At 48.2% G+C, this 12,114-nt stretch carries 10 protein-coding genes and 1 pseudogene; 7 read left to right on the top strand and 4 right to left on the bottom strand.

Annotated elements, in window-relative coordinates:
* Positions 1 to 25 precede the first annotated feature (25 nt).
* A pseudogene (locus ACTHRE_RS02185) lies at positions 26 to 999 on the bottom strand (hemagglutinin repeat-containing protein); the annotation flags it as partial.
* Between the two features lie 569 nt (positions 1,000 to 1,568).
* Here ACTHRE_RS02185 and cah point away from each other — a divergent pair.
* The 5 genes from cah (at position 1,569) to ACTHRE_RS02160 (ending at position 8,609) form a co-directional block, all read left to right on the top strand.
* Positions 1,569 to 2,327: a carbonic anhydrase gene (gene cah, locus ACTHRE_RS02180; RefSeq protein WP_107867362.1), complete on the top strand. Its 759-nt coding sequence runs from the start codon at positions 1,569 to 1,571 to the stop codon at positions 2,325 to 2,327.
* A 333-nt stretch (positions 2,328 to 2,660) separates the two neighbouring features.
* Positions 2,661 to 3,077: a hypothetical protein gene (locus tag ACTHRE_RS02175; protein WP_234395444.1), complete on the top strand. Its 417-nt coding sequence runs from the start codon at positions 2,661 to 2,663 to the stop codon at positions 3,075 to 3,077.
* Between the two features lie 146 nt (positions 3,078 to 3,223).
* The gene (locus ACTHRE_RS02170) at positions 3,224 to 5,776 is read left to right on the top strand and encodes a DUF4132 domain-containing protein (RefSeq protein ID WP_107867364.1); all 2,553 of its coding nucleotides are present in this window, start codon (positions 3,224 to 3,226) and stop codon (positions 5,774 to 5,776) included.
* A 165-nt stretch (positions 5,777 to 5,941) separates the two neighbouring features.
* Positions 5,942 to 7,885: a PEP/pyruvate-binding domain-containing protein gene (locus ACTHRE_RS02165; RefSeq protein ID WP_293206411.1), complete on the top strand. Its 1,944-nt coding sequence runs from the start codon at positions 5,942 to 5,944 to the stop codon at positions 7,883 to 7,885.
* A gap of 91 nt (positions 7,886 to 7,976) precedes the next feature.
* Positions 7,977 to 8,609, top strand: a complete 633-nt coding sequence (locus tag ACTHRE_RS02160) for a histidine phosphatase family protein (protein ID WP_107867366.1) — start codon at positions 7,977 to 7,979, stop codon at positions 8,607 to 8,609.
* A gap of 57 nt (positions 8,610 to 8,666) precedes the next feature.
* On the opposite strand, the gene ACTHRE_RS02155 is transcribed toward ACTHRE_RS02160, so the two are convergent.
* Together ACTHRE_RS02155 and ACTHRE_RS02150 are read right to left on the bottom strand one after the other, a co-directional pair.
* A complete protein-coding gene (locus ACTHRE_RS02155) occupies positions 8,667 to 9,245 on the bottom strand; it encodes an NAD(P)H-dependent oxidoreductase (protein ID WP_101755434.1) in 579 nt (192 codons plus the stop codon).
* 139 nt (positions 9,246 to 9,384) lie between these two features.
* Positions 9,385 to 9,843, bottom strand: coding sequence for a LysR substrate-binding domain-containing protein (locus ACTHRE_RS02150; RefSeq protein ID WP_101755435.1), 459 nt, complete (start codon positions 9,841 to 9,843; stop codon positions 9,385 to 9,387).
* 40 nt (positions 9,844 to 9,883) lie between these two features.
* Between ACTHRE_RS02150 and ACTHRE_RS02145 the strand changes: the two genes are divergently transcribed.
* Entirely contained in the window at positions 9,884 to 10,048 is a 165-nt protein-coding gene (locus ACTHRE_RS02145) for a hypothetical protein (RefSeq protein WP_199900775.1), read from the top strand.
* Between the two features lie 96 nt (positions 10,049 to 10,144).
* On the opposite strand, the gene ACTHRE_RS02140 is transcribed toward ACTHRE_RS02145, so the two are convergent.
* Positions 10,145 to 10,996: an MBL fold metallo-hydrolase gene (locus ACTHRE_RS02140; protein ID WP_440344752.1), complete on the bottom strand. Its 852-nt coding sequence runs from the start codon at positions 10,994 to 10,996 to the stop codon at positions 10,145 to 10,147.
* Between the two features lie 97 nt (positions 10,997 to 11,093).
* Between ACTHRE_RS02140 and ACTHRE_RS02135 the strand changes: the two genes are divergently transcribed.
* Entirely contained in the window at positions 11,094 to 12,080 is a 987-nt protein-coding gene (locus tag ACTHRE_RS02135; protein WP_293206426.1) for a GlxA family transcriptional regulator, read from the top strand.
* The last annotated feature ends 34 nt before the right edge of the window (positions 12,081 to 12,114 follow it).

Raw genomic sequence — 12,114 nt, 5'->3', positions numbered from 1 at the left:
ATCCTTATTTTAATAACTTATTCTTTTATTGCTCGGGGTATGCTTTTTTAATTCCTGCTTTTTGTTGACTTGTTAAGGACAAGGGATTCTTCTTATCGGATGTAGAACCAGCCCAATGCCAAGGTTCATTTTTCCTATCGCCCCCATATAACGATGAATATGTCCTTTATCATCAATTGCAAATCGCTGTTTACCAATTTGTACTGAACTTTCAATTAATTGAACTGAATTCTTTGGCTCAATACCAGCATCAAACTTAAACCCTAACTGACCAGGAGTATGTTTAGGATTAGATTTATAAGTAGTTTCACTAATCGTTTTATCTGGATTTTTAATTTTTATTGAGATAGCTTGAGGGACAGGTATAGAAGACCCTGCCCCCTGTCCTTTAGACGTACCAAAATCATTCTTTTGATGACTCTTCGACGCCAATGCCGTATCCGGAATCCTGTCCCCCTTCGCAACATTGCCATTTGCAGGAATACGGATATTCCCGCCCCCTGCCAATAAGGGATCGCTGCCGGTAACGGTCGGCTTGATGTTTTTCAGGTTGCCAACGCCCACAATAATCGGGGCTTTTATCCTCGGATTGGGGTTGACAAAGCTCATCAGCCAGTCGGCAACGTTCAGCGCAAGCTCTTCGTTTTTCCGCTCTTCCTGCCTGATTTTGGTGTCTTTCGTCCCGCTGTGCAACCAGGTCAGGTTGCGGTATTCGGGTTTGTCCTGTCGGCGGTATTCCTCAAACAGCTTCGGATCGTTGTAGGCTTGCGGATTTCTTGCGCCGTAGTTGCGGTAGTCCCAAGTATAACCCAAGGCTTTGTCTTCGCCTTTCATGCCGATTGTGGAAATAACCGTTTGGTCGGTATAGCCGTCTTGGGAACCTTTATCCACCCAGCGCAGTATCTGCCTGCGGATTCTCATTGCCGCTTCTTGACTGCTGATTTTTCTGCCTTCGCGTTTTTCGACTTCGCGCTTGAGATCATTGGCATATTTGTCGAACTGAGTTTGATTGGGCGGTTTCAGTACATAAGGTGATGCAGGCTACTTTTTCTGATTGCTGTGGCAACTTGTCGAAAGAAAGGCCGTCTGAAACCGTATTTATTGTTTCAGACGGCCTCTTAGCTCAAACCTTGAGAACCGCATACGTGCGTTTCTCACACATCCTTGTTGAGTTTAGGTTTCATATGGGCTACGGCTTGCTAGTGGTGGGAAAGCAAGGGCAGCAAAAAATGCGTTCTGCATAAATAACCCTTGGCAGGCAAGGCAAAAAGGTCGTCTGAAAACCTCCTAAATTGACGTTTTCAGACGACCTTTTTCATGAGTCGGCTTCCTTAAATTTTTAAGGTGTGAAAAACGGAAGTTTTCTATTTCAAATTATTATCCATTCCTAAAACGACAATATCGTTTGGAAAAAAATGAATTCGCTTTAACTTCATAGCCTTAAATTAATTACCCAAAGAAGGCTTGACCTGACGATTTAATGTGGCTATGGTTTAATAAAAAATAACAATATCCCACATGCACACCGCAATGCTTTTTTCCCTCCTCCTTATAGAAAGGATATTGCAATGCCCTGCTTGACCCGTACGTTGCCTCGTCTGACTGTCTTCCTGCTGTCCACCTTCGCGGCATTCTCCGCAGCTGCACACGGAAACCACACACATTGGGGTTACACCGGACACGACTCCCCCGAAAGCTGGGGTGAGCTTTCTGAAGAGTTCCGTTTATGCTCTACAGGCAAAAACCAATCCCCCGTCAACATTACCGAAACCGTCTCCGGCAGACTGCCCGCCATCAAAGTCGATTACAAGCCGAGCGCGGTTAACGTGGAAAACAACGGCCACACCATCCAAGTCAACTACCCGGAAGGCGGCAATACCCTCAGCGTGAACGGACGTACCTACACCCTGAAACAATTCCATTTCCACGTACCCAGTGAAAACCAAATCAAAGGCCGCACCTTCCCGATGGAAGCCCACTTCGTCCACTTAGACGAAAACCGCCAGCCTTTGGTATTGGCAGTATTGTACGAACCTGGCAAAACCAACGACCGCCTGGCTCCGATATGGAACGTGATGCCGATGAAGGAAGGAAAGGTAAACCTCGACAAAGCTTTCGACGCCAGCACCCTGCTGCCGAAACGACTGAAATACTACCGCTTTGCCGGTTCGCTGACCACGCCGCCGTGCAGCGAAGGCGTATCATGGCTGCTGTTGAAAACCTACGACCACATCGATCAGGCGCAGGCAGAAAAATTCACCCGCGCCATCGGCTCGCATAACAACCGCCCCATCCAGCCGCTTAACGCGCGCGTTGTCATCGAATAAACAGTAAAGCCGTAAATGAAAAGGTCGTCTGAAAACCTAAATTTGGTTTTTCAGACGACCTTTTTCGCTCTTCATCACAATATTTCTGGAACAAAGTCATCGGCTTGGGTTTCAACTCAAGCCGAGACCTTTGCAAAATCCCCTAAATTCCCATGAAGACATTTAGGGGATTTGGGGAATTTTGCAAAGGTCTCACAAAGTTCCTACAGAACTAAAATGTAAAGAGCAGCCTGCACTCGCATCTATCAATGTGAAGGCTGCTTTGTTTTCAGCCTGTCTGAAACGATCAAAAAACAGTATGATTTGTCTATTTTCTGTTTGGAGGAGTCATCCATGATCGCTGCTACCATCACGATCCAAGACCAAAACCTCGCCGGCAAAGTGCTGCACAAGCTGTTTTTAAAATTTAGAACCAATCACATCAGCGCGGCGGAGTTGATTGCCGAACGCGTGCGACAGGAAGTTGACGCCTACAACAACCGTGCCGCCGATGCCCTGCTGCGCCACAACCTCATTATCCCCACCGATCGCGGCGACATCGTGATTCGGGAAACGCACGGCAAAAAAGGCACGCACCCACAACCTGTGGACGTGGAAAAGCAAATCGCCGTCGCTTTGAAAGCTTTTGAGCAAAATTCGTTTTTCATCCTTGCCGACAATCGCCAACTGGAAACGCTGGACGATATGGTGTGCCTGCATGACGGGCTGGTCGTCAATTTCATCAAACTCACGCCGCTGGTGGGCGGATAAGCAGCCTGAAAACCGCCGCGCAACGCTACCTCACCTTTGTAGAAGATGCTCCATACAGCCTGAATAGTGCGGACAAGAAAACGCTTACCGACGTTATCCACCTTTGCAGCGAAATAACCAACACATTGATACGTAAAGAAAGTCCTATGACCCAAAACCAAACCATACAGATTTCCGACAGCCGCCGTGCCAAGTTCAATCAGCTTCTCAACGCACTGGAAAAGGAATGGCTCCAAAACCGTTCACACGAATACGACACGATAAGCCTGAAACTCTGTCCCAGTTTTGCCGAAGTGGAGAAAGCCGCGCCCGAATACCGTGTCGATTTCCTAATCCACTGCATTGATTTGATACGCGGCTGGGGACGGAATAAAATTTTTAAAAATATGGGCGAGGACAGGATACGCAATTACGGCACCATCCGTGTAGCGGTAGCGATGGCTCTGGCGCGTAAAACGCTGCCGATGACGGAGCAGGATGTGCAGCATATTTTTGCCGCCATGCTGGACGATAACGGGCTGTCCGAGCAGGAGGCAGATTACTATCCGCTCAAATATCTGATAAACCAAATCAAAAAACAGTTTCCCAATCCGAGCAAAACGCTTTCAGACGGCCTGAAAAACGCCTGCGACCGTTACCGCGTCTTTGCGGAAAACCTATGGGACAAGAAAGCCGCTACCGCCAACCTTGCCGCCCTGGCAGAACTGGCAGGCGGTTCCGCCGAAGCCTGTTTTCCCGCCCAAGACGACGAGTTTGCCCGATACGCCAATCCGCAACTTGCCGTGCTGCCACCGGAACAGCAGGACATATGGAGCAAAATCATTGCGCTTGCCCTATCCGCCAATGCAGGCAAGCCAAGCGAAAAATACCTGAAAGAATCCAAAACGCTGATCGACACATTGGGTGCGGACAGGTTCAAAAAAATGCTGCACGGCTGGATAGAATTTGTCCGCGGCAGCGAAGTGCAGATCGAAACCGTTACTCACGGAGCATACAGCTACGACACTCATGTCCTGCCCGTTTGCAGCATCAACCAGACCGCGCTCAAAGGGCTGGTGTGGATGTGCAGCCACTTCCACGACAGCGCCACCCTGTCCGCCCTTACCCAACTTGGGCTGCATTCATACGACAAAATCCCCAATCTCGGCGCGCGCTATGCTTCCGTGGGCAACGCCTGCTTCTATGCGCTGTTCCGCTCCAAAGGGCTGGACGGCATCGCCTGCCTTTCGCGCCTGCGCCTGCGGATTAAGTTCAGCAACGTGCAAAACTCGATTGCTAAATATCTGGACGAAGCCGCTGCGCAGCGAGGCGTATCCCGCAACGAAATCGAAGACATGGCGGTGGACGATTTTGGCTTGCAGGAAGGCTGCTGCGACTACGGCTTCGGCGGCTACACCTGCCGTCTGGCGGTTACGGGCGTAGGAAAATCCGAACTGCGCTGGTTCAAACCCGACGGTTCGCCGCAGAAAACCATGCCCGCCTTCGTGAAAACCGACTACGCCGACAAACTGAAAAAGATTAAAGCCGCACAAAAAAACCTCAACACCACGCTCACCGCCCAACGCGACCGCTTGGACCAGATGATGCGCTCCGAACACCGCGTGCCACGGGAACACGCCGAACAGTATTACTGGCAGCACGGACTGATGTCCTTCCTCACGCGCCCGCTAATATGGCAATTTTTCCGCGACGAAAACGACACACAGGGTCACGCTGCACTGTGGTTGGACGGAACATGGGGGGACGAAACGGGAGCGCAAACCGATGTTTCAGACTGCCTGCAAGTCTGCTTGTGGCATCCCGCGCTTGCCACTCAGCAAAGCATCGCCCGGTGGCGCAAACTGCTGCAGGACAAAGAAATCCGCCAGCCGCTGAAACAGGCATACCGTGAAATCTATCTGCTCACCGAAGCCGAAATCAACACCAAAACATACAGCAACCGTTTTGCCGCCCACATCCTGAAACAACACCAATATATGACGCTTGCCAAAGGACGCGGCTGGAGGGGCTCGCTGGCCGGTGCGTGGGACGGTAGCGACGACGCAACCGTATCGTTGGATTTGCCCGAATACAACCTACGCGCCGAATTTTGGACAAACGCGGTGGATAGCGAAGAAGCATGGACAGAAAGCGGTATCTGGCAGTATGTCGGTACCGACCAAGTGCGCTTTCACCGGTTGGACGACGATTACCATGCCACCGCGCTGGACTTAATTGATATTCCGCCGCGCGTGTTTTCCGAAGTGTTGCGCGACGTGGATTTGTTTGTCGGCGTGGCAAGCGTGGGCAACGACCCGACTTGGGAAGATAACGGCGGAGAGGCACGTTTTTACAGCTACTGGCAGAGCTATTCCTTCGGCGATTTGGGCGAAGTGGCCAAAACCCGCAAAGCCGTACTGGAAACCCTGCTGCCGCGCCTGAAAATCGCCAAGGTTGCCCACATAGACGGCAACTTCCTCATCGTACAGGGCAAGTTGCGTACCTACAAAATCCACATCGGCAGCAGCAACATCCTGATGCTGCCGGACGACCAATACCTCTGCATTGTACCCGACAGCCGCAAAAAAGACGCATCCGACAAACTGTTTATCCCGTTTGAGGGCGACAACACGCTCTCGGTCGTCCTCTCCAAAGCCATGCTGCTGGCGGAAGACGACAAGATTACCGACAGCACGATTACCTCGCAGATTCAGCGGTAAATTGGGACAGCCTGAAAAACGCAAATGCCTCCATCCTTGCGGTTTCAGGCTGTTTGGGAACACAAGACGCGTAGGCAGCACATGTCCTACCTACGGAAAGAACACAATACATATTTTTACCATAAATATATTGCTTTTCATCTGATTTAGATAACCGACAACATCATGAAACCTGCTTTTTACCTCCCAATATTGTTTTTACTTTCAGCGTGCCGTCCTGAAGCTGAAACAGCCGATACGGTTGCACCAACGGCACGTAAGCCTTCTTATTACGAGTCTGAAAAGCGTCAAACTGCAGTCACTCCAGTTAAAACACAAATTCCTGCATTATCTGTAATCAAAAGCCAAGCCGATTTTGACTTGCTTTCGCGTATTTATGAGCAAGGGAGCGAATATGAAATTCCTCACATCCTTTTCCTCATCGATCGCGAAGACGATGGCCGTACCGACTACATCAATACTCCCAAATTTCGGCTACATGAACGCTATTTAGCTACTATCTTGAAATCCATGCTGTCAAAAACTGAATTGAATCAACAATACCGTAGTCCCAACCGGCGTTATCTGTTTGGTACTATTAGTTGGCAGAATAGTACTCAGGAATATGTTTATGAGTTTTGGGAAGGAGACAAAATCACGCCTGAATTATTGAAATTGGCAGCAGGCCGTCTGAAAGACAGTTTCTACGCTCCGTTGCGTTATAAAACCAATTCTTTATGGCAGGAAACCGTTGCCGAGCAAAGTAAAGTTCCTTTTATTACCCAAGAAAGTTTGATTAAAAATTTTCCCTACCTGCCTCTAAACCAAGGTAAAGCGATAGGTACATTACGCGTTATTGCTAAAGAAGATGATCTTTATAATGTCGGCTCCGACGATATTATTATTTTGAAAGAGGTTCCCCTAGAGCTGCCACCTGTGGCGGGGATTATTAGTGAGAAACCATCCACTGCATTGTCCCATGTGAATGTATTGGCACGCGGCTGGGGGATTCCCAATATTTACCTTAAAGACGCAGAAAAAATCCTAGCCCCATATATTGGCCGTCGTATTGAATTTGAAGCGACTGCTAAGCAATACCGAATTGTCCAAACCAACCGGAACACTACCAGCAAAAGCTTTTCAGACGGCCTTACCCTGCCCCAACCTGATGTTTCCAATTACAACCTTCGGGCTTTGGCAAACCTGCGCCGTGATGACAGCTATTACTGCGGCAGTAAGGCTGCCAACCTCGGCCATATCCGCGCCCATATTGCAGGCAGTAATGTACCTGATGGATTCTGCATTCCGTTTGCCTACTATCAAGCCATGATGGATAGGCTGGGTATTAACGCGACAACACTGGCACAAATCGAAACACAAAGTGATGGGGACAACCGCAAGCGACGCACTGCCTTACTCACACTGCAGAAAAAAATTACCGATGCCGAAATCCCGTCAGAATGGAAACACAAATGGGTTGAACAATGGCGCAATCAATTAAACAGCAAAGGCGTGTTTGTCCGCAGCTCCTCTAATTCCGAAGACCTGCCCAATTTCAGCGGCGCAGGACTGTACACCACCGTGCCAAATGTTACCGATGAAAACGCGTTGGCCGAAGCAGTGAAGCAATCTTGGGCCTCCGTTTTCAATTACAGCGCATACGAAGCCCGCCGTATTGCCGGATTGCCTCACGATAGCGTGAAAATGAGTGTCTTTGTGCAACAAAGCATTAATGCAGATCTCTCCGGCGTACTGGTTACCATCAATCCTTATGATATTGCTCAGAAAAACAGCGCCTACATTGCCGCCAAACACGGGTTGGGTATTCGTGTCGTTGAGGGCAAACGGGTAGCCGAACAGGTAGTCTATAACCGTCGCAATGATTCTGTACAACGTCTCAGCTCCTCTAATGAAACCACAGCGCTGCAACTGGATAAAAACGGTGGAGTACGGGAAGTTCCTGTAACCAATGGCAATGTGATGAATCAAGAACAAATCCGTTGCCTTGACCAAACCGGCCAACAAATCAAACAGCTATTTGCTAATGGTGAGCAGGACATCGAATGGGCGTTTGACAATGGTAAGCTTGTTATCCTCCAGGCACGACCGTATCTAAACGGCACACGTTAAAGTAAAAAGGCCGTCTGAAATTATCGTTTCAGACGGCCTTTGCATCATAAGTTAGTTATACCCTATACTTCCAGGTCTCCAAGGAACTATGATGTCAAAACAACTCACTTTTTATTTTATTCGCCATGGCCGTACCCAATGGAACGAACAAGGGCTTTTGCAGGGATCCGGCAATTCACCACTGACCAAACAAGGGATTGCAGGAGCTCAGAAAACCGGGGCGGCGCTACAACAAGTAGAATTTACCGCTGCTTATTCCAGTATTTTACAACGCGCCATTGATACGGCTGGCCATATTATCGGTCAGCGTCCTATTCCTCTTTTTCAGCACTGTGGACTAAATGAGCAATCTTTTGGAAGTTGGGAAGGTATGCAGATCGCTGATCTGCGGAAGCTAACCGAATTCAAACAATTAACCAATGACCCGGCAGCTTATAAAGCATTAAGCAATGGTGGCGAAACCTTTGAACAATTAGCAGTACGTACAATGGCCGCCCTTTACGATATCATTAAAGTACATCAATCGGGAGCCAATATTTTAGTGGTATCGCATGGCCACACCTTGCGTCTCTTATTGTCCTTACTAGGCGGAGCGACTTGGGAAAACCATCGTGATGAGGGTAAATCCGTGTCATTGTTGAATACTTCGATCAGTATTGTGAAATACGATAGTGAAAGCGGTTTCCATATTGAGCAGCTTAACGATGTGGCTCATTTACAATGATCACAACTATTCATCAATAATAAAAAAGGTGGACATTTTTACCCACCTTTTTTGCCATTAACCAAATACTTTTTCCAAGTGTGCTTGGTAGTCTGCTAAGTATCGTGCTACTTGTGGATTTTTAATCACATCGTTACATAAGAATGTCGGCAGACGGGTCAAGCCGATGAATTCGTTGAGTTTGTGGAAGTGCATGTATAAAGCATCCACGCCTTTTCCTTCAAAGAAGTCTCCTTCACGAGTGAACGCTTCAATCGGGGCATTCCAAGTAAGCGAAAGCATGTGTTTTTTGCCTTGCAACAAGCCACCTGTGCCATAGCCTTCGCTTGGATTAACACGATGGCGACCATCACTGTGGTAAAGCTTGCCGTGTCCAGCGGTTAATACTTCGTCTATGTATTTTTTCACTGTCCAAGGTTCGTGCATCCACCAGCCTGGCATCTGCCAAATCACTGTATCCATCCATAAGAATTTTTCGATTTCTGCCTCAACATCATAGCCGGCATCAATCACGGTTTCTTTTACATCATGTCCAAGTGCGGTCAAAACTTCTTTCGCTTTTTTATGAAGCGTGTGGTTCAACTCGCCATGTGAATGTCCGAAATCTTTACCACCGTCTAATAATAAAATATTCATCTTCTGCTCCTACAACAAATAATTCTGAAAAATGAGGGCTTCAATTATGCCTTTTTACTGCATCTTTTAAAAGTGCATTCGCTTATACGCTATTTACAGACCATAAAGGGAAATTTCTCGTACCTATCATTAGCATTCATTATTCCTCTTCAATCAAACAAGCCTTTTCTATCAACTCTCTGATCCATTTATAAGCAGGATCTTTATGTGTCCGTTCGTGCCAAATCAGTGTTTTGGTAAAACCTTGAATTTTAAGAAGGGGTTCAAAGCGTTTGAGATTGGGCAAGTTGCCAATCAAACGTTCAGGCAGGACTGCCAATAAATCGCTTTGTTCTAGTAATTCAGGCAAAACAATAAAGTTTTGTACCGATAGGTTGACATTTCTTTGTAGCCCCATCGATTGCAGCGCTTGGTCGGTAACACCACTGAAGCTGCCGCCATGATAGGAAATTAAGGCTTGCTCTAACTGGCAAAATTGCTCAAGGGTAAGTTCTGTTTGTTGGGCTATTGGGTGATCGTGGCGAACGGCACAAATATAGCGTTCGTCATACAAATTTTTTGCGTGAATATCCTGTGCTTGGAAGTCTAGTGTAACCACCGCAAAGTCAATTTACTGCTGTTCAAGCTGATTTTGTACGATGCTTTCGTTAATCGCCAGCACCACCACTTTAATTTTCGGCGCTTGGATTTTAGAAAGCCTGCCTAACAACCGCGTGCGTGTATTAACCGAAGAAAGCCAAATCGGCAAACTCGCCAAAGGCTTGGCAGAAACTGTGCCAAATCCAATGGTAAACGGCCATTAAGCATGGTTAGACGGTTTAACAAAAGCTGCGAAAAAATAAAACAACCTGCACTTTTGAAAACAAGGTACAGGCTGCTTTAGGGTAATGAGCCGTTTATCAATCTAGCTTCACAATTTCTCCGTCTTCCGGAACGTTCACACGGCTTTCAATGCTTTGACCGCGTATAAATTTACGCATATCAGCGCGGCTGACGGCGGTATGATTCACGGTATCCATGTGTACGGTGATGATTTTGGCTTTAGGCATGACTTGGCTGGCTTTTAATACATCAGCCGTCCCCATAATAATGCCGTCTGAAATGCCTGAAATCAGCGCGTAGCCCGTGTTCATAATCAGATAATCGGGTTTGTAGCGGTTCAATGCTTTGTTTACATCTGCCGTCCACACAGTATCACCCATAATATAAGCGGTTTTATGTCCGCTGCTTTGGAATACCACACCCATTGCATCACCTAAGATTTCGGCTAGCTGAGGGTTGGCATACATGGCTTCTGTACCGTGTACGCCGCCGGTTTTGCTGATGGTTACGCCGTTGAAGACAGCGCTGCCGTTCAACACGCGTACATCAGTAAAACCTTGGCTGCGGATTTTTGCCGCGTCGGCTTGGTGCTGCACATATACGGGCAGTTTTTTCGGAATGGAACGTGCGGCGGTTTCGTCCCAATGGTCTTCGTGGGTATGGGTAACGATGACTGCATCCACACCGTCCAAAATTTTATTCACGCTCATCGGCAGCCCGACCAGCGGCATTTTGGCTTGGCTGTTGAACGTGCCGGCAAAGCCGTTCATGGAGTGCTTGGGTGCGAAAAACGGGTCAATCAAAAACGTCTGCCCCGCATATTCGACCTTGGCGGTAGCGTTACGGATATGTTGGTATGAATCGTCTGCCCAAGCGGAAAAGGCTGTCGCGCCCAAAACAGTGGCAAGAATAAATTGCTTGAATTTCATGATGTTGCTCCTTAAAAAATCATGGAGCGTATTTTAAGCAGCAGGTGCATCGGCTAAAATAGGCAATATTGCCAACAAACGCAAGGATAGTGCCAAAATGTCGTCTGAAAACGAGCGTAACGAGTTTCGCCAAAATCAAGCTGTTCCCAAAATCGTGCTATATGCTCAATCGGGCATGAATGATTTTGTCTTCAACATTCCCTTTTCTGTTTTTCAGACGACCTATCGGGACAATCCGCTCTTTGACCTGAAAATCTGTTCCGATGACAGCAAAGACGTCATCACGGCACTGGGCGCAAGTATTCCCGTACACGGCGGCTTGGATTTGACGGAAGAAGCCGACATCATCGTCATCGCAGGCTGGCGCAATATTGAAGAAACCCCGACGCCGGAACTGGCTGAGAATTTACAGCGGGCAGCGAAACGTGGTGCGCATATCACCGCCCTATGTTACGGCACTTACGCCCTTGCCTACACAGGACTTTTAGACGGCAGAACCGCCGCCACCCACTGGCTGGCAGAAGACGACTTTGTCCGCCGTTTCCCTAAAATTCATCTAGATACCAACCGCCTATATGCGGAAGACGGCAACTTTTTAACATCGGCAGGTGCGGCGGGCGGGCTGGATTGCTGTCTGTACCTCATCCGCAAAATCCACGGTGAAACCGTTGCCAACGACCTTGCTCGTACCTTGGTTGCGGCACCACACCGCGAAGGCGGGCAGGCACAGTTTATCCACCGCCCTGTCGAACGCCGTACCGCCGATGACAAAATCAATCACTTATTGGACGAACTGCGCCAAAACCTTGCCACCCCATACCGCTTGGACGATTTGGCAAAAAAATTAGCTGTTTCCCGCCGAACCTTTATCCGCCATTTTTCTCAAGCCACAGGCATGAATTTCGGTGAGTGGCTGACAACAGAGCGGCTATGGCAGGTACAGGATTTATTGGAAAATACGGATTTGCCGATAGAACGCATCGCCGAACAAAGCGGCTTCGGCAGCGCGGCAAACCTGCGTTTGCAGTTCAAAGCCAAATTTAAAATCAATCCGAATGCCTGGCGGAAAGTATTTGGCAGATAGCTCGCGTTAGTCAATCCAAAATACCTGAGCACAG

It is taken from the genome of Neisseria sp. P0001.S007 (assembly GCF_051963655.1).
In the GTDB taxonomy this organism is placed as follows: domain Bacteria; phylum Pseudomonadota; class Gammaproteobacteria; order Burkholderiales; family Neisseriaceae; genus Neisseria; species Neisseria subflava_A.
The sequence above is the reverse complement of the archived record's forward strand: the minus strand, read 5'-3'. Positions and strand labels throughout refer to the sequence as shown.

What these genes read in the sequence shown, in the direction of transcription:
- cah (WP_107867362.1), top strand. Translation starts at nt 1,569, where the DNA reads ATGCCCTGCTTGACCCGTACGTTGCCTCGTCTGACTGTCTTCCTGCTG.
- ACTHRE_RS02175 (WP_234395444.1), top strand. Translation starts at nt 2,661, where the DNA reads ATGATCGCTGCTACCATCACGATCCAAGACCAAAACCTCGCCGGCAAA.
- ACTHRE_RS02170 (WP_107867364.1), top strand. Translation starts at nt 3,224, where the DNA reads ATGACCCAAAACCAAACCATACAGATTTCCGACAGCCGCCGTGCCAAG.
- ACTHRE_RS02165 (WP_293206411.1), top strand. Translation starts at nt 5,942, where the DNA reads ATGAAACCTGCTTTTTACCTCCCAATATTGTTTTTACTTTCAGCGTGC.
- ACTHRE_RS02160 (WP_107867366.1), top strand. Translation starts at nt 7,977, where the DNA reads ATGTCAAAACAACTCACTTTTTATTTTATTCGCCATGGCCGTACCCAA.
- ACTHRE_RS02155 (WP_101755434.1), bottom strand. Translation starts at nt 9,245, where the DNA reads ATGAATATTTTATTATTAGACGGTGGTAAAGATTTCGGACATTCACAT.
- ACTHRE_RS02145 (WP_199900775.1), top strand. Translation starts at nt 9,884, where the DNA reads ATGCTTTCGTTAATCGCCAGCACCACCACTTTAATTTTCGGCGCTTGG.
- ACTHRE_RS02140 (WP_440344752.1), bottom strand. Translation starts at nt 10,996, where the DNA reads ATGAAATTCAAGCAATTTATTCTTGCCACTGTTTTGGGCGCGACAGCC.
- ACTHRE_RS02135 (WP_293206426.1), top strand. Translation starts at nt 11,094, where the DNA reads ATGTCGTCTGAAAACGAGCGTAACGAGTTTCGCCAAAATCAAGCTGTT.